This is a genomic window from Noviherbaspirillum sp. UKPF54, from assembly GCF_007874125.1.
In the GTDB taxonomy this organism is placed as follows: domain Bacteria; phylum Pseudomonadota; class Gammaproteobacteria; order Burkholderiales; family Burkholderiaceae_D; genus Noviherbaspirillum.
The window spans coordinates 287,087-309,137 of the sequence record NZ_CP040128.1 but is presented as its reverse complement, the minus strand read 5'-3'; the positions used below and the strand labels follow the sequence as shown (position 1 = coordinate 309,137).

General features: G+C 63.8%; 22 protein-coding genes. 11 read left to right on the top strand and 11 right to left on the bottom strand.

Annotation, left to right across the window (positions count from 1 at the left end; genetic code table 11):
* Window positions 1–62: 62 nt before the first annotated feature.
* Both FAY22_RS01395 and FAY22_RS01390 read left to right on the top strand, forming a co-directional pair.
* Window positions 63–629, top strand: coding sequence for a hypothetical protein (locus tag FAY22_RS01395; RefSeq protein WP_146328580.1), 567 nt, complete (start codon window positions 63–65; stop codon window positions 627–629).
* A gap of 155 nt (window positions 630–784) precedes the next feature.
* The gene (locus FAY22_RS01390; RefSeq protein WP_146328579.1) at window positions 785–1,039 is read left to right on the top strand and encodes a hypothetical protein; all 255 of its coding nucleotides are present in this window, start codon (window positions 785–787) and stop codon (window positions 1,037–1,039) included.
* A 38-nt stretch (window positions 1,040–1,077) separates the two neighbouring features.
* On the opposite strand, the gene FAY22_RS01385 is transcribed toward FAY22_RS01390, so the two are convergent.
* The 4 genes from FAY22_RS01385 to FAY22_RS01370 form a co-directional block, all read right to left on the bottom strand.
* Window positions 1,078–1,470: a group III truncated hemoglobin gene (locus FAY22_RS01385; protein ID WP_146328578.1), complete on the bottom strand. Its 393-nt coding sequence runs from the start codon at window positions 1,468–1,470 to the stop codon at window positions 1,078–1,080.
* 95 nt (window positions 1,471–1,565) lie between these two features.
* Complete coding sequence (locus FAY22_RS01380) at window positions 1,566–2,060, bottom strand: hypothetical protein (RefSeq protein WP_146328577.1); 495 nt, start codon at window positions 2,058–2,060, stop codon at window positions 1,566–1,568.
* Window positions 2,061–2,114: 54 nt separating this feature from the next.
* Entirely contained in the window at window positions 2,115–2,621 is a 507-nt protein-coding gene (locus FAY22_RS01375) for a DUF1269 domain-containing protein (protein WP_146328576.1), read from the bottom strand.
* An 87-nt stretch (window positions 2,622–2,708) separates the two neighbouring features.
* Window positions 2,709–3,131, bottom strand: a complete 423-nt coding sequence (locus FAY22_RS01370) for a nuclear transport factor 2 family protein (RefSeq protein WP_146328575.1) — start codon at window positions 3,129–3,131, stop codon at window positions 2,709–2,711.
* A 242-nt stretch (window positions 3,132–3,373) separates the two neighbouring features.
* On the opposite strand from FAY22_RS01370, the gene FAY22_RS01365 reads away from it, so the two are divergent.
* The 4 genes from FAY22_RS01365 (at window position 3,374) to FAY22_RS01350 (ending at window position 6,884) form a co-directional block, all read left to right on the top strand.
* Window positions 3,374–4,378 carry a formylglycine-generating enzyme family protein gene (locus FAY22_RS01365; protein WP_146328574.1) on the top strand — a complete coding sequence of 335 codons (1,005 nt, stop codon included), beginning with the start codon at window positions 3,374–3,376 and terminating at the stop codon, window positions 4,376–4,378.
* 75 nt (window positions 4,379–4,453) lie between these two features.
* Window positions 4,454–5,560, top strand: a complete 1,107-nt coding sequence (locus tag FAY22_RS01360) for an S-(hydroxymethyl)glutathione dehydrogenase/class III alcohol dehydrogenase (protein WP_146328573.1) — start codon at window positions 4,454–4,456, stop codon at window positions 5,558–5,560.
* Between the two features lie 23 nt (window positions 5,561–5,583).
* Complete coding sequence (fghA, locus tag FAY22_RS01355) at window positions 5,584–6,429, top strand: S-formylglutathione hydrolase (RefSeq protein WP_146333108.1); 846 nt, start codon at window positions 5,584–5,586, stop codon at window positions 6,427–6,429.
* Between the two features lie 41 nt (window positions 6,430–6,470).
* Window positions 6,471–6,884: a DUF2721 domain-containing protein gene (locus FAY22_RS01350; RefSeq protein WP_146328572.1), complete on the top strand. Its 414-nt coding sequence runs from the start codon at window positions 6,471–6,473 to the stop codon at window positions 6,882–6,884.
* Window positions 6,885–6,914: 30 nt separating this feature from the next.
* Here FAY22_RS01350 and FAY22_RS01345 read toward each other — a convergent pair whose 3' ends face one another.
* Together FAY22_RS01345 and FAY22_RS01340 are read right to left on the bottom strand one after the other, a co-directional pair.
* The gene (locus tag FAY22_RS01345; protein ID WP_210411870.1) at window positions 6,915–7,937 is read right to left on the bottom strand and encodes a cyanophycinase; all 1,023 of its coding nucleotides are present in this window, start codon (window positions 7,935–7,937) and stop codon (window positions 6,915–6,917) included.
* 110 nt (window positions 7,938–8,047) lie between these two features.
* Window positions 8,048–9,727 carry a N,N-dimethylformamidase beta subunit family domain-containing protein gene (locus tag FAY22_RS01340; protein ID WP_146328570.1) on the bottom strand — a complete coding sequence of 560 codons (1,680 nt, stop codon included), beginning with the start codon at window positions 9,725–9,727 and terminating at the stop codon, window positions 8,048–8,050.
* Window positions 9,728–10,033: 306 nt separating this feature from the next.
* Between FAY22_RS01340 and FAY22_RS01335 the strand changes: the two genes are divergently transcribed.
* Window positions 10,034–11,206, top strand: coding sequence for a diguanylate cyclase (locus FAY22_RS01335; protein ID WP_146328569.1), 1,173 nt, complete (start codon window positions 10,034–10,036; stop codon window positions 11,204–11,206).
* A 151-nt stretch (window positions 11,207–11,357) separates the two neighbouring features.
* A complete protein-coding gene (locus FAY22_RS01330; RefSeq protein ID WP_146328568.1) occupies window positions 11,358–12,929 on the top strand; it encodes a PAS domain S-box protein in 1,572 nt (523 codons plus the stop codon).
* Between the two features lie 27 nt (window positions 12,930–12,956).
* Here FAY22_RS01330 and FAY22_RS01325 read toward each other — a convergent pair whose 3' ends face one another.
* Window positions 12,957–14,189 (bottom strand): malic enzyme-like NAD(P)-binding protein, encoded by a 1,233-nt coding sequence (locus FAY22_RS01325; RefSeq protein WP_146328567.1) that lies wholly within the window; start codon window positions 14,187–14,189, stop codon window positions 12,957–12,959.
* Between the two features lie 592 nt (window positions 14,190–14,781).
* A complete protein-coding gene (locus FAY22_RS01320) occupies window positions 14,782–15,144 on the bottom strand; it encodes a hypothetical protein (RefSeq protein WP_146328566.1) in 363 nt (120 codons plus the stop codon).
* 478 nt (window positions 15,145–15,622) lie between these two features.
* Between FAY22_RS01320 and FAY22_RS01315 the strand changes: the two genes are divergently transcribed.
* Entirely contained in the window at window positions 15,623–17,014 is a 1,392-nt protein-coding gene (locus FAY22_RS01315; protein WP_146328565.1) for a CHRD domain-containing protein, read from the top strand.
* Between the two features lie 71 nt (window positions 17,015–17,085).
* Here FAY22_RS01315 and FAY22_RS01310 read toward each other — a convergent pair whose 3' ends face one another.
* Window positions 17,086–17,619, bottom strand: a complete 534-nt coding sequence (locus FAY22_RS01310) for a DUF3617 domain-containing protein (protein WP_168204727.1) — start codon at window positions 17,617–17,619, stop codon at window positions 17,086–17,088.
* Window positions 17,620–17,773: 154 nt separating this feature from the next.
* On the opposite strand from FAY22_RS01310, the gene FAY22_RS01305 reads away from it, so the two are divergent.
* Together FAY22_RS01305 and FAY22_RS22550 are read left to right on the top strand one after the other, a co-directional pair.
* On the top strand, window positions 17,774–19,567 hold the full coding sequence (locus FAY22_RS01305) for an ExeA family protein (RefSeq protein WP_146328563.1): 1,794 nt from the start codon (window positions 17,774–17,776) through the stop codon (window positions 19,565–19,567).
* Window positions 19,568–19,571: 4 nt separating this feature from the next.
* A complete protein-coding gene (locus tag FAY22_RS22550; protein ID WP_168204726.1) occupies window positions 19,572–20,228 on the top strand; it encodes a general secretion pathway protein GspB in 657 nt (218 codons plus the stop codon).
* A 59-nt stretch (window positions 20,229–20,287) separates the two neighbouring features.
* Here the strand turns inward: FAY22_RS22550 and FAY22_RS01295 are convergent, their stop codons facing one another.
* Entirely contained in the window at window positions 20,288–20,737 is a 450-nt protein-coding gene (locus tag FAY22_RS01295; RefSeq protein ID WP_146328561.1) for a host attachment protein, read from the bottom strand.
* A 107-nt stretch (window positions 20,738–20,844) separates the two neighbouring features.
* Entirely contained in the window at window positions 20,845–21,906 is a 1,062-nt protein-coding gene (locus FAY22_RS01290) for an alpha/beta fold hydrolase (RefSeq protein ID WP_146328560.1), read from the bottom strand.
* Between the last annotated feature and the right edge of the window lie 145 nt (window positions 21,907–22,051).

Below are 22,051 nucleotides of genomic sequence, written 5' to 3'. Positions count from 1 at the left end.
CCGCGCGTCTTTGGCATGCTGTGTGCAAGCCCTTCCGCCATCGCAACACCAAGGAGTTTTCCATGCCCCACCCCAGCCTCGCTCCTGCCCTCGCGCTCGCCGCCGCCTGCGCCGCCGCGCAGGCTCTTGCCGAAAGCGGCGCCGCACCGACGCGTCCTGCGGAAGGCGGCGCCACCGTGTATCGGCAGGTGATGCCGGACGGGCGCATCGTCTACTCCGACAAGATCCTCAAGGGCGGCAAGCTCGACGAGACCATCACGGTGGAACCGCCGGTCAAGGGCAATCCGTGGACCACCGAAGCGCGCAACAGGCCATCGATTCCGCCGCAGGTCGAACCGACTCAGATTGACCGGGTGAACTCCGTCCCGGCGACGGGCAGGCGGAAAACCCTGGAAGAAGCGACGTCGGATGTGATTCGCGCGGAAATGCTGCTGGAGGATGCACGCAAGCGACGCCAGGCCGGCATCGAACCCTTGCCGGGCGAACGCACCGGCAACGCCGGCGGCGGCTCGCGGCTGAACGAAGCCTACTGGGCACGCCAGCAATCGATGGAAAAGGAAGTCGCGCAGGCCGAGGCTGCGCTCAAGCGCGCCGCCGCAGAGCGCGACACCTTGCGCAGCGTGCGCTGACGCGCCGTCGTCGCCATTCATTCACACGGCGCGGACATTGCGAGCGCGATTTCGGCGGCAGGCATGGCCGCTTCCCTGGCGTGCCTGCGCATGGCGCCTATACTGAACGAAGGAACTTTTTTCGCCTGCGCAGTCCGAGGGAAAAGGAGGACGTCATGGAACAGCAGACCAGGCATCCGTTGCGCGAGAAACACGAGCGCACGCAGCCGTCACGGCAAGAACCCCGTCCAGACGCTACCGCCGTCGATGGCACCTTGATGACCCATCCTATCGATGGCAGCCAGTATCTCGACGTGATCGAGGAGCAGGAGTATGCGGACCGGCGCCCTTCGGTGGAGGAGCAAAAGCCGCGTTTTTCATACCTGCACAAGGAGGAACCGGGGCCGGACGAGGACGAGTCGCCCGATTAAGCGACTGGGCGGTTAAGCGGCGACTGGCCTCATCCCCATCAGGCCAGCCGCTTGCCGAAGAAGCCGTATTGCAGGCTGCCGGCAATACGGTCGGCAACCAGCAGGGCTTCGCGCGCGGCATCCGGAGCGAAAAGGCCTTCGACCAACAACCTTTCGACCGTTTCCTTGAACAGCGCGAGCCAGCGCACGAAATGCTCCTTCGTTATGCCCGAAAGCGCCATGTGCTTGCCGTACACGTTGCCCTGGAAACTGCCGCTGCCCAGCAGGACCGTGGACCAGAAGGCATACATGCGCGGCATGTGTTCTTCCCATTGACCGTGCAGCGCATGCTCGAACACCGGCCCCAGCACTTCGTCCTTGCGCACTGCCGCATAAAAGCGGTCGACCATGACCCTGATCGACGCTTCGCTTAAAGCACTTCCATTTTCCATTCGCTTCCCGCCTGTTGCCGCTGCCAGGAAAAGCCGGCCGCGCAAAAGGCGTCGATTATGGCATGGCTGCGAACGGGGCGCCGTACGAATCTCGGCTAGCGCGCGCCTTCCAGCTTGCGGTACATGAATGCGGCTGTCATGCCGAAGATCAGGTGCCCGACCAGGTTCGGCCAGCCGCGCAGGTCCATGAACCAGGGGAAGAGACGCGCCATGGCGTAGAAATTGAGCAGATACAGCAACAGGCCGAATACGGCGCCCACGGCCAGCGCCATGCCCATGCTGGAATCAAAACGGAACGGCGCCATCACTGCGGCCAGGATCATGCCGAACACGATGCCAAGCACGTAATGGGTGACGAGGGCGACGCCGACCACTGCGGCGCTGAAGTCGTGCGTGCGCGCCACATCCGGCCCCATCACGATGGCGGCGATCTTGTGCGGGATGGTCCACGGCGTGGCGCCCATCAGGTTGGTGGTCCAGAGCAGTTCCAGCACCATCAGGACCGCGCCGGCGACGAATCCGGCGGCCGCCGCCGCCGCCCAGTCCGGCGCACGCGCATCCCAGCGGTGCGAACGCATGTGAAGCTCCATGTCGGCCTCCAGAAATTCAAACTTGCGGACGCCGTCGCGGGACGTCCGCCAACGTTACGGGAATGCCGGAACGCGCGGGTCTTCGCCGCTGAAGCGCATTTCGGGATGACGCTCCTCCAGCACCTTTTCGATTTCCTTGATGCGGCTGGCCGGGATGTCGGCGATCATCAGCACCTTGCCTTTTTCAATCTCGGGGTAGAAGGCTTTCAGGCGCGAGTTGGGCAAGGCCGCAGCTACCATGCTGGCCGCCCAGCCACCGAAGATCAGGCCCAGCAGCGTGGTGCCGACCACCACCGCCGATGGCGATGCGAGATCGAAATACGTCACCAGCAATGCGCCCAGCGCCAAGCCCAGTGCGGCACCGATCAGCATGCCGTTGCCGGCGCCATGCACGACGTCGGTTCTGTGAAGAATGTTAGCCTCCGGCAAGTCGGACGGAAGCGCCGCTCCCAGGCTGAGGAAGTGGACATGCCTATGCTCTATCCTGCTCAGCAACAAGTCATCGAGCGTGCGGCGCGCGCACTCGATATCGGGAAGCAGGTAATAAAGTCGGTGTCTCATGACAGGCTCCTCTCGTTGCACAAACCGGCTTTGCATCGCCGGCTTTCAGTATAGGCAGCGCTGCCCGACATGCAATCCGCAGATCAATCAAATCGCCACATCCGGCCCGGGCTCGCGGAAGGCGGCGGCGCTCGCGGCGGTATCGGTATATTCGCGGAAGCCGGCGATCTTGCCGTTCTGTACGGTAAACACATGCGCCCAGTCGCTTTCCAGGCGCCGGTCCGTCGATTTGACGCTCCACACGTAATGGCCCAAGGCCACCACCTTGTCATCCTGGGCGATGTATTGCTGCGGTTCGAATTGCAGCGGATGCATGTTTTCACCGAGCAGCTGGAAGAATTCCGCCACCTGTTCCTTGCCGCGGCGCGGTCCGGAAAACGGCACTTGCTCGACCTTGTCCAGCGTCCATGCGATGTCGTCGGCGAACAGTTGCAGCAATCCCGGGATGTCGCCCTTGCTGAACGCGTCGTAACCTTGCCTGACCAGTTGCACATTTTCCTGCTCGTTCATGATCGTCTCCTGTGTCCTTGGCGTCGTCGGCGGTCCCAGCCTCCGATCGGTTCACCATAGGCCACGGTCCACCATAGCGCTTGCGCAAACTCAAACACGAAGGCGCGACGCCATGTTGCGCGGAGGCCGCCGCTCCATGCAGGAGGCCGGCTTTGCCCTTCCCTGTTTTTCGACGCGGCACTTGCGTTCAGGTATGCTTTTCGGGCCAGACTTCCGATCCTCTTTTCCTGTTGCGAGCCGTCATGCATAAATGCCTTCCCAGCCTCTTTTTCGCCTTCATGGTCGCCTCGCCCGCCAGTGCCGGCGAGCCGGCAGCCTTGCCTGCGCACGTCGACAACGTGCTGGGCATGCGGCTGGTGCTGGTGCCCGCCGGCGAATTCCTGATGGGAAGCGACGAAACGCCCGACGCGCTGGCAAAGGACTATCCACAGTACGAGCGCCGGCGCTTCATCGAGCTGTCCGACGAGGCGCCAGTGCACCGCGTGCGCATCACGCATCCGTTTTACTTGGGCCAATATGAGGTGACGGTCGGCCAGTTCCGGAAATTCCTGGAACTGTCGGGCTATGTGCCGCAATCGGTGGCCGACGGCACCGGCGGCTATGGCTACAACCCGGATTACGATCCGCGCACCTCGCCGCGCGGCGATGCCTTCGATGGCCGCAATCCGAAGTATTCCTGGCGCAATCCGGGCTTTCCCCAGGACGATAAGCATCCGGTCGTCAACGTCACCTGGAATGATGCCGTGGCATTGGCAGAGTGGCTGAGCAAGCGGGAAGGCGTGCGCTACCGCCTGCCGACCGAAGCGGAATGGGAATACGCGGCGCGTGCCGGAACGCGCACGCGCTATGACAGCGGCGACGATCCGCAGTCGCTGCCGACGGTTGCCAATACCTTCGATGCCGATACCCAAAAGAACTGGCCGCAGTGGAAGCAGTATGCGCTTGCCGGCCACGACGGCTTTGCCTTCACCGCGCCGGTCGGCAGCTTCGCGCCGAACGCGTTCGGCCTGTACGACATGCATGGCAACGCCTGGGAATGGGTGGCCGACTGGTACGATGAAAACTACTATGCGCGCTCGCCCACCGACGATCCGCAAGGCCCGGCCGATGGCAGCGTGCGCGTGCGGCGCGGCGGCTCCTGGCACACCTGGGCACTGTACGCGCGTTCGTCGTATCGCAACTGGAACAATCCCGATACGCGCTACACGCTGGTCGGTATCCGGCTGCTGCGTGAAGCGCAACCTTAATCGGCGTCTATCTTCAGCCCGGAATCTATCGGCGAAAACCTTATCCAATCAGGCAGTCCGATCACGAGGTGCCTGGTGAAAACAAAAGCCGCTATCGCATGGAAAGCCGGCGCCCCGCTGGAAGTGGCCGAGGTGGAACTCGATGGCCCGCGCGCCGGCGAAGTGCTGGTCGAGATCAAGGCAACCGGCATCTGCCATACCGATTACTACACGCTGTCCGGCGCCGATCCGGAAGGTATCTTTCCATCGATCCTGGGCCACGAAGGTGCCGGCATCGTGCTCGAAACGGGACCGGGCGTCAGTTCGGTGCGGCCGGGCGACCACGTAATTCCGCTGTATACGCCGGAATGCCGCCAGTGCAAATTCTGTCTTTCGCGCAAAACCAACCTGTGCCAGGCGATCCGGGCCACGCAGGGGCGCGGGCTGATGCCAGACGGAACCAGCCGCTTTTCCCTGGACGGCAAGCCCTTGTTCCATTACATGGGCACTTCGACCTTTTCCAACCATATCGTGGTGCCGGAAATCGCGCTGGCAAAGATCCGCCCCGACGCGCCCTTCGACAAGGTGTGCTACATCGGCTGCGGCGTGACCACCGGCGTGGGCGCGGTGCTGTTTACGGCGAAGGTCGAGGCCGGCGCCAACGTGGCGATCTTCGGGTTGGGCGGCATCGGGCTGAACGTGGCGCAAGCCGCGCGCATGGTCGGCGCCGACAAGATCATCGGCATCGACCTCAATCCGGCGCGCGAGGCCATCGCCCGCCGCTTCGGCGTGACGCATTTCGTGAATCCGCAGCAGGCCGGCGACGTGGTCGACGCCATCGTCCAGCTGACCGACGGCGGCGCGGACTACAGCTTCGAATGCATCGGCAACACCGTCACCATGCGCCAGGCGCTGGAATGCTGCCACAAGGGATGGGGCGTGTCGGTCATCATCGGCGTAGCCGGCGCCGGCGAGGAAATCCGCACCCGGCCGTTCCAGCTGGTCACCGGCCGCGTGTGGAAAGGCAGCGCGTTCGGCGGCGCGCGCGGGCGCACCGACGTGCCGAAGATCGTCGACTGGTACATGCAGGGCAAGCTCGATATCGACTCGCTGATCACGCATCGCCTGCCGCTCGACCGGATCAATGACGGCTTCGACCTGATGAAGCGCGGCGAATCGATCCGCTCGGTCGTGCTCTACTGAAGTTCTCTACCGAAGGGGGAATGATGCTGGAAGTCCTACGCGAACATCGCGCATTCGGCGGCGTGCAGGCGTTCTACCGGCACGATTCCGAAAAGATCGGGCTGCCGATGCAGTTTTCGGTATTCCACCCGCCGGTCGAGAAAAGCCAGCTGGTGCCGGTGCTGTTCTTCCTGGCCGGGCTCACCTGCACCGAAGAGACCTTCATGATCAAGGCCGGCGCGCAGCGGCTGGCGGCGCAATACGGGATCATGCTGGTGGCGCCTGACACCAGCCCGCGCGGCACCGGCATCGCCAGCGCCGACGGCGACTGGCAGCTCGGTCACGGCGCCGGCTTCTACCTGGACGCGACCGAACCACCCTGGAATGCGCACTTCCAGATGGAGTCGTACGTCGCCGTCGAACTGCGCGACCTGATCCTGCAGGAATTCAACGCCGACGGGCAGAAGGTTGGCGTCTTCGGCCATTCGATGGGCGGGCACGGCGCGCTGATGCTGGCGCTGCGCCATCCAGGCCGCTTTCGCTCGGTGTCGGCGTTCGCGCCGATCTCGTCGCCGATGCGCTGCCCGTGGGGACACAAGGCATTCTCGAATTATCTCGGCGACCGCATGTCTGCCTGGCAGGAGCACGACGCGAGCGAACTGATGAAAAAACGCAGCACGCCCTTCCCGGAAGGGATCCTGATCGACCAGGGCCTGGGCGACGAATTCCTCAAGGAGCAACTGCTGCCGCTGGCGTTCGAGCAAGCCTGCCTGCAGGCCAGCCAGCCGCTCACGCTGCGCCTGCACGAGGGATACGACCACAGCTACTATTTCATCGCCAGTTTTATCGAAGACCATCTGGCGTTTCACAGAAAGATACTCGGCGAGTAAAATGCGGCGGCAACGCGCTTTCCGTTTTTCCGTTGCCCGCCATGACCCTGACCACCCCCGCCCTGCTGTTCCCGGCCATTTCGCTGCTGCTGCTGGCCTATACCAACCGCTTCATCGTGATCACGCAACTGATCCGGCACTTGCACAGCCAGAACCAGGAAAACCTGACCGACGCCGTGATCGGCCAGATCGCCAACCTGCGCACGCGCGTCACGCTGATCCGCCGCATGCAGGCCATGGGCGTGACCGGCTTCCTGCTGTGCGCGCTGTCGATGTTCCTGGTGTTCATCGAGCTCATCGCGTTCGCGCAATACGTATTCGGCCTCAGCCTGCTGTTCCTGGTCGTATCCCTGCTGTTCTCGCTGTACGAGATCATGATCAGCACCCGCGCCATCGAGATCGAGCTGGGCGAAGTCGAGAAAAAGTGGGAAAACCACCGCCGAACTCACGTCTAACGGCGCATAACCCGTAAAGCCGGCAGCGTGTCAGTATATCGATCCGCTAGTGGAATACAGCGCCCCGTTCACCGCCGATACCGAATAGCTGAACGTGTAGATGCTCGTCCATCTGCGCAGGTCGAACGTCCGGTCGCTGGCAGACAGCCGTTGCACGTCGATATTCGGGTAGGTCAGCGGAATTTTCGAATATATCTGGTTGGTCCCCGTGGTCCGCAGAAAATACGCCGAGCCAGTGGTCGAAGGAGCGCGTTTCAGGGTTGCATTGCCATCGTCGACCAGAAGCGCCGTACCCGGATCCAGGCCAATGCCGCGCACCGCGCCGTCCGGCGTCCAACCGCCCTCGACGATGCGCGCCATGAACGTAATTAGGCGACCCATGCGGTCGCGGGAAGCAAAGTGCGAATCGGTAATCAGCCCGCCCATGAACGGCAACGCGAAAAAATCGCGCCCCAGCACGATCGACTTGTCGAAGGGATTGGCAAGCGCGTCGGACGAGGTGATTCCGCCCTTTAGCGCGGTGAAGATGTACTGCCCCATGACCGCCAGTCCGGCACTGGTGCCACCGATGGGAGCGTTTCTACCGGCCAATTCCTGGATGGCATCCTGTACCGGCGTGTCCTGCCAGTAGTTGATATAGTCGCTCTGGTCGCCGCCTGCGATGAACAACGCTTCCGCCCCCCTGATGCGGGCAATGACGAACGGGTCGTTCGCCGCGGCACGGCTGGGAATGACGAGCGTTTCCACCGACGCCAGCTTGTCGCCGCCTAGCGCGAAGATTTTCGCATTGTAATTGTCGACATTGGTGGCGCGGATCACCACAAAGTTGCCGCCGCCTGATTTGTCGATCATCCATTTAAACGCTTCATCAACATCGACCTCGCCGCCCATCAGCACCAACGACGGCGCAGCCGGCAACGGGCGCACGACATCGGCTGGGTCGCCGAGCACGTATTGCTGGTACGGCTTTCCGGCGTAAGCCGTACTCGCCGCGCCCGCTGCCACGACAAACAGCAGCTTTGCCACGGAACGAAGCAGCGCCCGGCGCAGCATGGTTGGCATTCTCATCGCATCTCCCTTCAAGTGGCGGCCAAGACATGGTCCGATGCCCGCGGCCGCGGCGTTTGATGTCCCATTCCGCAGTGCGGCAGGGCCCCTCAGTGCTATCTCACCGGCTGGGCGAAGCGAGCAAGAATGTTGTGTGTGATCGCTTTCACCTCGGCCGTTTCGCGGTTGCCGTGCGCACCGTCGTTGTATGCGTCCAGCCCCCAGTTCCAGTTCATCGAGCCGCTACCGAACACGCCCGCCCCGCTGGAGGCGGTGTAGTAGGTGGTGTGCGCCCGGCAGTCGCCGCCCTTGGAACAGCCTGAATACGGCGACGAGCCGAGCATGACGATGCCGGGCGGAGAGGACGGCGCGATGCTGTCGACTTCATAACCGAGCATGCCCTTGAGCACGGAACCGGGCCGCAGCGCGGTACCGGCGCAGATCCACTCCGGGCAGTCGGCGATCACCATGTCGCCGTCGAGCGAGTTGTATTCGTACATGACGCCTACCAGCGCCGCTTCCGGGCGGTTGATCGGCGCCTCGCGCCACAGGTAGGTCGACTGCGACGGATCGGTCTTGTACAGCGGATCGCGGGACGGCGTGTCGTACTTGTAGGCGACCATGGTGCGGTTCGGCTGCCCGTTGCGGCCCGCCTCCAGACGGACCTGCCAGTAGCCGGTGTTGGCGCCGAAAAATCCCAGGTTCACGCCGTGGTCGCGCGCCGCCTCCATCGCGTCGCGCATGCTCCTGGTCCAGTATTCGTCATGGCCGACCGACAGGAAGGCGCGATGCCGGAGCAACTCTCCGGGCGCGCGGTGGGTATCGATGTTGGTCGAGTACGACACGTCGTATCCGGCGCGCTCGAGGAAGCGCGTCATGTTGATTTCCCAGGTAAGGAATTCACCGGCGCCCTTGCCCGCGTAAGGCCGCTGCGGATTGCGGTAGGGACGGTTGAAGGACAGCTTGTAGGCCTGCTTGCCATCGATGCCATCCACGCCGTACAGGTTGTAGCCGCCCCAGTTGTTGTAGGCGGCGTAGGTGGTCACGCTCGACTGGAACAGCAGGGCCGCATGGCGGGCGTCGTCGCGCACGACAAAGATGATGTAGCTTTGCTTGCCGCCCGAGGCAGTCAGCTTGGCCAGGTAAAAGCCGCTGGCCCAGTCCGTCGGGTCGTTCGCGTTGTCGGGTATGGTGACCACGTAGGGGGCGCTCCAGTCGCATTCGACGAGCCTGTTTTCCGCGTCGAAGCTCGGTTCCGGCTGCTTGACGCCGGTGCGCCGCACGGGGCCGGCGACCAGGCGCGCCCCCTTGCCGCCATACCAGCCGATACGGTAGATCGCGATCGTATACTCCGCGTCGGCCGTGTTGACGTACAGCCGGATCGATTCGCCGCGATTGACGCTGGTGGCCGAGGCGTATCCCTCGATTTCATGATTGCCGGCGTAGTTGCGGCCGTCAATCTCCCACTGGTCGGTGACGCCGTCTTCGGCCGTCTTGGCATTCTCGCGCTGGACGGCGTTGCGCATGTCGCCCGGCGGTGGGCGCGTGCCGCTGTCCGGCGGCGGTGTGCCGCCGTCATTCGAGGCGGGCGGCGGAAGCGGCTGCGTGCCGGAGCCGGGAGAAGACGGCGCTTCGGGATCCGGCTGAGTGGCCGGCGATGCGGGCTGCGCGTGCGAACCGGAATTCGTGCTAGTGCTAGTGCTAGTGCTGGTGCTGGTGCCGCTTCCGCCGCCGCACGCGACTAGCAACAGGAACAGGATGAAGGAAAAGAATCTGCTGCATGCGCTGCGCGACATAGGCACCTGATCTTATTGTTGATTGACCATCCTCCCTTCGTCCATGCGCGGAACGAAGATCCGTCCCTAATTTATCGATCGGTCCGTACTGCCGCCTTGAGTTTGCACAACGGGATCTGGCTGGCCCCACGGCAACGCCATCTAGTGAACGGAAAGCGCAAAAGCACCTATGCGCGGCATCAAGGCCGCGATACCGACTCGCTGGCACCGATGTAGAGCGCCATATATGCTGTCTTTGATTTACATATCGCCGTTTTCAAATTGAGATCACCTATAATCGGCCGCATCTCAACCACGGCAACCGACATGAACCATTTCGCAGATCAGCTCTGGCAACGGCTCACCGGCATCATGCCGGGCGAATTGCAGCAGGCGGAGCTGGGATGGCTGGCCACGCCGATGCAGCACCAGACGCTGCTGGCGCGCCGCCGCGCCACGCTCATCGTCAACCGGGTGCGGCTGTTCGCGTTCCTGTTCGCGCTGCTCACGCCGCTGTGGAGCGTGGTCGATTTCGTCGTGTTCCCGTTCCCGTTATGGATCGACCTGGCGTTCATGCGGTTCGCCGCCTGCGCCGCATTCGCCAGCCTGCTGATCTACTATCGGCCCAGCGGCAACCTGTTCGACGCCTACCGCGCGATGGCCATCCTGTTCGCGATCCCGACCGTGTTCTATGTCGCTTCGCGCACCGTGCTCGGCAGTTACCAGCTCACCGGCATCTCGGCGGCCATCGGTGCCGGCTATGCCTTCCTGCCGTTCGTTCTGCTGGCCGGGCTGTCGATTTTTCCGCTGACCCTGCTGGAAAGCGTCGTGGTCGCCAGCCCGATTCTGGTTGCGCAACTGGTCGGCGGCTACCTGAGCTGGGCGGCGTTCGACTGGCCGTCTTTTGCCGGCGCGTTCTGGCTGATGATGCTCATCACCGCCGTGTCGTCCCTGGCCGGCATGAGCCAGCTGGCGTTCATGATCGCGCTGGTGCGGCAGGCGATCCGCGATCCGTTGACCGGCACGTTTTCCCGGCGCAGCGGGGAAGAGTTGCTCGATTTGCAATTCATTATTGCCAAGCGCAACAACTTGCCGCTGTCGGTTGCGTTCCTGGATATCGACCATTTCAAGAGCATCAACGACAGCTTCGGTCACGAGGCGGGCGACAAGGTGCTGATCGACTTCACTTCCTTCATCGGCAGGAACCTGCGCCGCGGCGACACGCTGGTGCGCTGGGGCGGCGAGGAATTCCTGCTGGTGATGACCAACACCGACCGCTCGCAGGCAGAAGCCGCCATGGCCCGGCTGCGCGCGGCCGGCTTCGGCCCGCGGCCCGACAAGGCGCCGCTCACCGCCAGCATCGGCATCGCCGAATGCGGCATCGACCAAGCCGGCGACTGGAAGTCGCTGGTCGACCTGGCGGACCAGCGCATGTACCGCGCCAAGCAAGGCGGACGCGACCGGGTGGTCAGCGGCGAAGCACCGGCCACGACGGCATAGGACAGCCGCTTGCGCCGAGCCTCTCTTCGCTCGACATTGTTTCTTGAAGCCAAATTGGCGCTGACTTGCGCACGATAAAACATCAAGAATGAAATCCGGTTACCCTATTCCGGTCCAACCGAATTGTTGAGCCCGGAGAGTTTCATTGGTAATGCCAAACAAGCCACCGCTGCGCGCCATATCCGACGCATTAAGCTTTCAGCTGCTCGTCGACGGCGTGCACGACTATGCCATCTACATGATCAACCCCGAGGGCTACATCAGCAGCTGGAACCGTGGCGCCGAGCGCGTCAAGGGCTATGCCGCCGATGAGATCATCGGCCAGCACTTTTCCCGCTTTTATACGCCCGAGGATCAAGACGCCGGAGAGCCGGCACGCGCGCTGCAATGCGCGTTGGACGACGGAAAATATGAAAAGGAAGGCTGGCGCGTGCGCAAGGACGGCTCGCGCTTCTGGGCGCAGGTGGTGCTCGAGGCGATCCGCGACGAAGGCGGCGAGCTGCTCGGATTCGCCAAGATCACGCGCGACATCACCGAGCGCAGGCAAGCCGCGGAAGCGCTGGAACAGACGCGCGCCAGTCTGGCCCAGGCACAGAAAATGGAAGCGATCGGCCAGCTCACCGGCGGCATCGCGCACGACTTCAACAACCTGCTGACGGTGATCGTCAACAGCCTCGATCTATTGGCCATCAAGCTCAACGACCCGGTAGCCATCCGCTGCCTGAGCAATGCGCAGCGCGCCGCCGGGCGCGGCGCCGAGCTGACCCGGCAATTGCTGGCGTTCGCCCGCCGCCAGCCTCTGCGGCCCGGTACCCACGACCTGAATACGCTGATCGTCGGATTCGAGCCGATCCTGCGTCGCGCCTGCCATGAACGGATCATGTTCGAACTGCGGCTCACGCCGGAACCGGCCATGGCGCACGTCGACGCGCGCCTGTTCGAGGGCGCGCTGCTGAACCTGGTGATCAACGCGCGCGACGCGATGCCGGACGGCGGCCTGCTGTCGATTTCCACCGAGTGCGTCAGCATCGACGAAAGCAGCAGGTGCGTCAGCCTGCAGCCCGGCACCTACATCAAGGTCGGCATCCGCGACCACGGCACCGGCATGCCGACCGAAGTGCTGCGGCGCGCCATGGAGCCGTTCTTCACCACAAAGGAAGTCGGCAAGGGAACCGGGCTGGGCCTGAGCCAGGTATACGGCTTCGTCACGCAGTCGGGCGGCGACATCGTGATCCACAGCGAGGTCGGCAAGGGGAGCACGGTCGAGCTGTACCTGCCCGCCGCCGATATCGCCTCGCTGCAGCCCGCCTCTTCCGCCTCGGCGTCGGCTGCGGCGCCGGTTCCGAGCGCGGGCAAGGTACTGGTGGTGGAAGACGAATCCGACGTGCTGGAAGTGTCGGTGGAGATTTTTCACAGCATGGGCTACGACGTCATCACCGCCACCAACGGCCTGGAGGCGATCGATGTGCTCAAGCATACGCGCGACATCGACGTGCTGTTTACCGACGTGGTCATGCCCAAGGGAATGAGCGGCGTGGACCTGGCGCGCTTCACGCGCAAGCTGTGCCCGCAGATCAAGGTGATCCTCGCCTCCGGCTATCCGATCCCGGCGCTGGCGGAAGAGCACGGCGCGCTGGACGAATTCCTGTTCGTCAGCAAGCCGTACCGCTGGGGAGAACTGATGGAAAAGATGCGCGACGCGCTGCGCAAGAGCGTGCACTGACGCGCTTGCACTGTCGCGCGTGGGCCTTTACAGCAGCGTGGCGGCCAGCGCTTCCAGTTGCGCGCCGTATTCCGCCGGGTCCAGCTGCCTGCACGCTACGCCGCTGTCGAAGGCGGCGGCCGCGATGCGGGGCGTCACACCCGTCAGCAAGCGCTTGTCGAGCAGCGTCGGCACGATGTATTCCTTGCCGAACTGCGCGTCGCCGCGCGCCATTTCCGCCAGCGCGAGCACGCAGGCGCGCTTCATCGCCTGGTTGATGGTCGTCGCAGAGGAATCGAGCGCGGCGCGGAACAGATAGGGGAAGCACAGCGCATTGTTGATCTGGTTCGGGTAGTCGGAACGGCCGGTGGCGATGACCGCTTCCGGCGCCACTTCGCGCACCAGTTCCGGGCGCAGTTCCGGCTCCGGGTTGGCCAGCGCGAACACGATCGGCCGGGCTGCCATTTTCTTCACGTCTTCCTGCTTCAGCAGGCCCGGGCCGGACACGCCGAGGAACACATCGGCCATGCCGATCACGTCGGACAGGGTCTTGGCGTCGGTATCCTGCGCCCAGGCCTTCTTTTCGCCGGTCAGCTCGCGCGACGTGGTGAGCACGCCGCGGCTGTCGCAGACATACACGTTCTCGCGCTTGACGCCCAGGTCCAGCAGCATGTCGAGGCAGGCCATGGCAGCCGCGCCCGCGCCGGAACAGACCACTTTCACCATCGATACGTCGCGCCCGGTCAGGTGGAGTGCATTCAGGAAGCCGGCGCCGACCACGATCGCGGTGCCATGCTGGTCGTCATGGAAAACGGGGATCGCGAGACGCTCGCGCAGGCGGCGCTCGACGTAGAAGCATTCCGGCGCCTTGATGTCTTCCAGGTTGATGCCGCCGAAGGTCGGATGCAGCGCGGCGATGATCTCGACCAGCTTTTCCGGGTCGGTTTCATCGATCTCGATATCGAAGGAGTCGATCCCGGCGAATTTCTTGAACAGCACCGCCTTGCCTTCCATGACCGGCTTGCCGGCCAGTGCGCCGATATCGCCCAGACCCAGCACGGCGGTGCCGTTGGTGATCACGCCCACCAGGTTGCCCTTGGCCGTGTATTCGTAGGCCTTGCCCGGGTTCTTGTTGATTTCGACGCAAGGGACCGCCACGCCCGGCGAATAGGCCAGTGCCAGATCGTCCTGGGTGGCGACGGCCTTGGTGACGGCGATCGCGAGCTTTCCGGGCTTGCCGGCGGCATGGTAGTTCAGGGCATTTTGTTCCAGCGTATTCATGTCGTCAGTTCTAATCGTCAGTTCTAATTAATTGAAAACCATCGGCGCTCGCTTACGAACCGATATGGAAACCACAGCGTCGCTACAGGACGCGCTGCCGACTTTCAAACGGGTTCATGGGCGGCACCGGCTCGTTGCCAAATGCAATAGCCTTCCCGCTTCGCCGAGCGGAAAAGGGCATCACTCCGGGGTACAGCAGTATTTAGGTATCGTGCAAGCGCTTTCGCCGTATTTGCAGTGCGCGCAAAGGCGGGTAAGCCTTTGTCGTTCTTTGGCAGGAACCTGTCGCTGGACTTTCAGGCGACATCTCCGGTCTCTCCCGTCGATATGGGAGAGGAAGCTAACAGCGTAACCGGCAGCGGGCGCATGTTATCCATGCGCTTGCCGCAAGAGTTGATAGCCTATCACACTCCACCGGCCGCCGGTATTTTTCTTAAAGTCTGGACAACGCGCTCCGTGGTGAATCCATGGAGGAGTCAAGAACAAGGCAATATTATGTTTGACGCAATGTCGGATCAACCGTTTTTTATGCGGCACCCATGCAAAAACCACATGCGCCGGCATCCGCGCATGTCGCGCAAATGCCGCATGCCTAACCGAACGCTTCGGCCAGCGACATCACGCGCGGATGCACCTTGATGTTGAAGCCCGCCATGACCTCGTTGATGGTCATCAGGTTTTTCTCGCGCTCGATGTTGGTCCAGCCCTCAAAGATATCGGTGCCGGCTTTCTGGAAGTGCAAGTCGACGATTTTCTTGCCGTTGTGATGGGTGTAAGGCGCGGCATGGACTTCCTTGAAGCCCATAGCCTCGACGGCCTGAATGAACGCCGCGGGGCGGTCGTCGGCATCGACGGCCACGTAAATCATGTAGGTCTTGCCCGGTGGCTTGGCTGCAACGTCAATCGCATACACGCCCGGCGCGACCGGGGCCGCGGTGCTTTTCAAAAATAGCATGTCCTTCCCTTTTCTCTTCTTGCGGAGCCTGCCGGCTCTCTTTGTCGTATGCAGGTCTTGCAATATGCCACAAATACGTGACGGCTCAAACTGCCGCCGCTTCGGGCCGGCTTTCGGCCAGGGTAAATGCATGGGTCACGGTTGCGAGGATTCATCGCGCATCGCCTCGCTCTGCCGTGCCCCTCCAAAACGCATGGCGGACTGTCGGACGCCCATCGGTATTTTTTCCAAGCATCCCGTAGTAATTACCTGCCATGCACGGGCGGCGCCAGCGGATTTGCTCAGCGCCCCGGGAACGGAGACAGGCGGGATTCCGGCTGGATTCAGCCAGCACCGGCCTGGCACGGACACTGCATTCTTCTGGCAAGGAGGTTTGCAATCCCTCTGATCATCCAGCGCGCACCGCAGTCGCTGCCGCACCCCGGTTTGCCGCCTCCGGACAATGATTTGCCGTTGAGCTCCTGCTGGAGGACTTGCCATGACTTTCTCCGATTTCAAGCACCAGGCGCGCTTTCACCTGGCGGCACTCGCCCTGCTCGCGTTGGCTTCCTGCGGCGGTAGCGGCGGCGACGCAGGCGTGAACACGTCGACGCCCGGATTTTCGACGACAACACTTGCCGGAGCACAAGAACTCGTCAATACCTTTGCCGGCACGCTGACCGGTGCCGACGCAACACCGGCCACGGCGAGTACGGCGCAAGGTTCGGGCACCATCGTGGTCAACCCCGGCACGCGCGTGGCAACCGCCACCGTCAGCACCAGCGGCATCAGCGCGACGTCCGCCCTGATCCAGCAGGGCGCGCCGGGAACGGCCGGCCCGATCGTCTTCACGCTGGCCGAAATAGCGCCGGGCAGCGGTGTCTGGAGCGGCAAGTTCACGCTTACCGACGCGCAGCTCAGCGCCCTTCAGGCAGGCAATTTCTATTTCAACCTGCCAAGTGCCGGCTTTCCGAATGGAGAAATCCGCGGGCAAATCCTGTCGCAGCAGGCGGGTGCGACAATCGCCGCTTCCGGCGCCGGCAGCGGCCTGAATGCGGCGGCGACCACGCCCAACGCCTTCATCGCTGCGCTGCGCGGCACGCAAGAAACGCCGCCGAACTCGAGCACGGCGCAAGGCTCCGGCACAGTGTTGGTTGATTCCTCCCGGCATTCGTTGCTGGTTGCAGTCACTACCAGCGGCATGGTCGGCACGGCGGCGCATATTCACTCCGGAGCACCCGGCACGGCGGGGCCAATCATTGTCCCGTTGGTGGAAACGCCCGCGGGCAGCGGCGTATGGACGGCGAGTGCGACGCTGTCGGACGACCAGTTCAGCACCTTGACCGGCGGCGGGATGTACCTGAACGTGCACAGCGCTGCCTTCCCTGAAGGTGAAATCCGTGGACAAATCCTGCCGGTTCAGCAGAGCGTGGCCAGCTTCACCGGCACAGGCAGCACCGGAAGCAGCACTCCCTTCACCACGGGCAGCGGCCTCACCGGCACGGGACTTGTCGATACCGGACTCATTGGCACCGGGCTCACGGGTACCGGACTCACAGGCACCGGACTCACAGGTTCCGGTGTCGCAGGTACCGGACTCACGGGTACGGGGCTTACGGGCACCGGAGTTACCGGTACCGGGGTCACAGGCACGGGGCTTACGGGTACGGGGCTTACGGGTACGGGACTCACGAGCACCGGACTCACAGGCGGCACAAGTCTCACGGGTACCGGCCTCACCGGCACCGGACTGACCGGTACAGGAACAGGGCTTACCGGCACCAACACAATCGGCACCACAGGAACAACTGGAACAACAGGAACGACGGGGACGATCGGACCGAGCATGACCGGTGCCAGTGCGATTGGCACCGGCCTGACCGGCTTCTGACATATCGCATGCGCCGCACGCGTCTCGGACGCGAGCAGCCGGGCGTTGCAGGCTATCCTGCCTGCGGCCGCTTACTTCTTGGGCATCAGGTCGCCGATCGGCTTGATGCCACCGCAATCGGCACCGAGCCATTTGCCGCTGGTTTCATGATGCTGGCTGATCGGCTGGCCATGCATCGTGCCCTTGAAATCGTAGGTCGACGTGAAGCTGGTGTTGCCCGAGAACGTGCCCCTGGCCTTGCCCGCGCCTTGCATCTGCGGGCCGTCGCAGACGATGTCCATCGAATAGCTGCCGCCGTTGCGCTGGAAATTCTTCGTCTGGCAGCCGCTGGCCTTGTCTTCCATCGGCGGCGGTTCGTCGCGTTCGGCCATCTCCTGCGAGATGCAGACCTTGGTGACCATGCCGCCATCCTGCATCTGCGGCACGTTGATGCCCATCTTGCGCATTTGCTCCATTTGCTCCGGCGCGATCTTCGGCATGTTCTTCATCGCGTCGGATTTCATCGTCATTTCCCACAAGCCCGCCCTGGTCTGGCCAGCCGCCAGTACGGCGGCGGATGCGGACAACAGCGACAACAGCAGGATCGAGCGTGCAACGGTGCGCATGGGATCTCCTTGGCAAATAGATGCGGGGGCGGCGTCAAGCCGGTCCATTCTAGCAAAAGAGCCTTCCAGCCCCTCCGTTTCCAGTCCCGTCAATGTTTGACCGCGCGCAGACTGCTACACTGATGCCGGCTTTGGCAACCGACCATGCAACTCCATGTACATCCATTTCTTCCGGCTGGCGCGCAATCCCTTCTCGATCTCGCCCGATCCGCGCTTTCTGTTCATGAGCCGGCATCATCACGAGGCGCTGGCGCATCTTGTCTACGGCGCCAACAGCGGCGGCGGCGTGGTGGTGCTGACCGGCGAAATCGGCACCGGCAAGACGACGGTGTGCCGTTGCTTCCTGGAGCAGGTACCGGCGAACTGCAATGTCGCCTATATCTTCAACCCGAAGCTCACCGTCGCCGAGCTGCTGCAATCGATTTGCGAGGAATTCCATATCGCGGTCTCGCACGAGGGTGCGGGCCGCACCGGCGTGAAGGATTACATCGACGCGCTCAACCGCTACCTGCTCACCGCCCATGCGCAGGGCCGGAACAACGTGCTGATCATCGACGAGGCGCAAAATCTGTCGGTCGACGTGCTGGAACAGCTGCGCCTGCTGACCAACCTCGAAACCAGCGAGCGCAAGCTGCTGCAGATCGTCCTGATAGGCCAGCCCGAACTGCGCGAAGTGCTGGCCCGTCCCGACCTGGAGCAACTGGCGCAGCGCGTGATCGCGCGCTACCATCTGCCGGCGCTGTCGGAGCAGGAAACGGCCAGCTATATCCAGCACCGCCTGTCGACCTCCGGGCTGGCGGCGGCGTCGCCGTTCCAGCCTTCGCTGATGAAGCAGATCCATCAGTTGACGCAAGGCGTGCCGAGGCGCATCAACCTGCTGTGCGATCGCGCGCTGCTCGGCGCCTACGCCGGCGGCAAGCGCGAAGTGGACCGCCAGATCGTTGCCACCGCCGCGCTTGAACTGTTCGGCGCGCTCGCCCCCGTCAACCGGAAAGGTGCGCGCCGGCGTCGCACGGCGCTGGCGGGCTTGGCCGGCATGATGATGGCGGGCGCGGCCGCCTGGACACTGGGCAAGGGAGATCCGGTCAGGATGCTCGATACGCGCCTGTTTGCCGGCATGTTCGGCGCCAGCCGGAACACGCCCCGGCAGCCAGCCGCCAGCGTGGCGCCGCAGCCTGCGCAATTAGCAGCGGCCGCCGCGCCCCCGCCGTCGCCCGCCACTGCCTCCGCGCCGTCGTCTGTGGCGACGCAAGCCGAATTGCCGCAAGCCAAGCCGCCGGCGCCTGACGCGGACACGATCCTGCCCGAGCAGGGCACGGCCAGCCTCGCGCTGCGCAGCGAAAAGGAAGCGCTACGGCAGTTGATCGGCTTGTGGGACGTCGCCGCGCCCGGCAGGAACGAAGACCCGTGCGATGCCGCGCGCAAGTCCAGCCTGCGCTGCTACAGCAGCGCCAGCGGCCTGGCCGAGCTGCGCCAGCTCGACCGGCCGGCTATGCTCAAGCTGCGCGATGACGCCAACCGCGTCTACTACGCGCTGCTGACTGGACTGAACGATTCCGGGGCGACGCTGAGAGTTGGCGGCGCCAGCCAAAAGGTCAGCCTGACGGCGCTGATGCGGCACTTCCGCGGCGAATTCACGCTGCTGTGGCGCGTCCCGGCGGCGTTTTCGGAAGCAGCCAAGCAGGGCGACCACGGCCCGCACGTGGACTGGATCGCCGCCCAGCTGGCCGCGATCTATGGCGGCGCCAGGCCGGTCGCCGATCAGCCCTTCGACCAGCGGATGCTGGCCCAGGTCGTCGACTTCCAGTCGGCGCAAGGCTTGTTCGTCGACGGCGTCGTCGGCCCGGTCACGCTGATGCACCTGAACCGCGTCGCCGGCGTGCAGGAGCCGCGCCTGCGCGATGGCGCGCCGGCCGTTGCCAGCCGCCTCGCCTATCCGAAGGAATAATCCAATGTCGTACATCCTCGATGCGCTGAAAAGAGCGGAAGCGGAACGCGGCACCGGCGCGCCGCATGGCCAGCACCTGCCGCCGGCCGCGGCGGCTTCTGCCGCGCCTGCACCGCAGCGCGCGCCATGGCCATGGATCATCGCGGGCACGCTGGCGTCAGCGCTGGCAGCCGCATTGGCCGCCCTAGCCTGGCTGCGGTCGGCGCCGCAGCCAGCACCGCAACCGGCGCCAGCCGTTCCTGCCGTGCTGGCGCAATCGCCGCCGGCTCCTCCCGCTGCCGCAACGTCGGAACGCCCCGAGGCCGCGCCAGCACAGGCGGAACCGACCAGGCAGCCGCCGGCGCCGCGGGAAGTCCTGCCCGCCACAGTCGCCAAGATGCCGACGGTGAAAAAGGCGCCGGCGCCACCCGCGGCAAATCCGCCGGATGCGGCGCCGGTCCTCGCCCTGCGCGACCTGCCCGACGCGATACAGCGGCAGATACCGCCGCTGAAGGTCGGCGGCTATATCTATTCCACCAACAAGGCGGAGCGCTCGGTCCTGATCAACGACCGGCTGCTGGCTGAAGGCAACGAAGCCGCGCCCGGCCTTGTTCTGGAGCGGATGCTGCCGGACGGGATGATCATGCGCTACCAGGACTATCGGTTCCGGATCCGCTATTGAAAAACGCCGCGCGCAGCTGGGCGTCCCCGGCTCGGCGCCCCCGGCTCGGCGCCCCCGGCTCAATGCAGCTTGTTGCGCACGTAATCTTCGATCTCGCGCGTGTCTTTCCAGGAAATGTCCTTCGGCACCTCGTCCTCGACCAGTTGCTGCGTGGCCTTGCTCATGTTTTTGCGCATCATCCCAAGGAACTTGGGATAAGCGATCAGGCACAGCTTGTCGTAGCGATGCTCGTTGCACGCCTGATCCAGGAAATCGCTGACTTCCTTGGAAAACAGGTCCGTTTCATGCTCGACAGCCTCGACGCGCGGCTGGTAGGTGTCGCCTTCACCATGCGTCCCCTCGGGAGTGGCGAAGAAGCGGCCACGCCGGTCGCTCTCTATTTGCTGGGTATTGCCGCGCCCCGCCGGGTTGGCGAAATCGTGAATTTCCCGCAAATGATCCTTTTGCCCGTGTACTTCGAAAATGCGTGCGCGGCTGCTGTCGGCCGCCAAGATCCAGGTCGTTTGCATGCTCGTCTCCTGAGGAAGGGATGTCCAGTTCGACAAGGAAGCGATTCCATTTGTTCGATCGGCGATGCAAGGCAGACGCGCAGGCTGCCTTGCCTTTCGCCAAGCGTTCAGGAACCGTAATACGCGAACTGGTCCGACTGGCCGGGCGAAACGCCCTGCCCGGCCGGCAGGCCGGCCGCCTGCGCGGCGCGGTCGATCGCCGCCATCACCTGTCGCGGCGCCAGATGGTGCACCATGTGCCCGGCATCGGGCACGGTCCGGTACTCGCTGTGCGGCAGGTCGTGGTGCAAGTGCTCCGAATGCACGCGCGTATTGACATAGGTGTCGCCGTCGCCGGCCAGGATAACGGCCGGTACGCGCAGTTCGTGATAACGCCTGCTCAGCAAAAACGCCGACGGAATCAGCATCGCGGTCTCCGCCGCCGAGGCGCGCAAGGGCAAGGGGCGCAGCGTCATCCAGATCGGAAATTCCGATGAAAAACGCTCCGTCACCGGCGCCGGATTGAAGATGCGGCGTTTCAGCAGCGGCCAGATCATCCGGCCGATCAATGGCGACACCGTGTAACGCAGCAAATCGCCGATCACCGGAATGGCCGGCGGCGACAGCAGCGGCACATCGATGCGCGCGGTCGGATAGTAGTAGCCCGACAGCAAGACCAGGCTCTTCACATAATCCGGGTAATCCAGTGCCAGCGACAACGCAATCATCGTGCCCCAGGAATGGCCCAGCACGATCGGATTTTCGACATCGAGCAGTTGCAGCGCGTGGTGCAGCAAGGCCGCCTGCGCCTGGGGTCCCCACATCCGGTCGCGCGGCCGACGACTGTAGCCGTAGCCGGGCCGGTCGAACACGATCACGCGGTACTTGTCGGCGGCCAGATCGATCAGGCCGCTGATTTCGAAATCCTGGATCATGCTGCCGTCGCCGTGCAACAGCACCAGCGGCTGGCCTTGCCCGCGCTCGATGTAGTGCAGGCGCACGCCATCCACGTACATGAAATGCCCGGCGGGCGGATTATCGTGCTCGGCCTTTTTCGCCCGCTGGCGCACCAGCAGCGCCGCTGCCGCCAGCGCGGCGCCGGCGGCGATCAAAGTCGTGTTGCGTTGCAGCCCGGACCGGCGCGCGGGTGTCCGGCGCGCATTGAGCTGATACTCGGCAAATTCGTTCATGTTCAGGCTCCCGACGTCATGGTGAACAATGGGACTGTTAGCGATAATCCAAGTTCATCGCCGATGCACTTCCGATCGGAGCCGCAAGACATTTGAGCGGTTTGACAATAGATGTATATGCATCTATATTCATTGCATTCGTTTT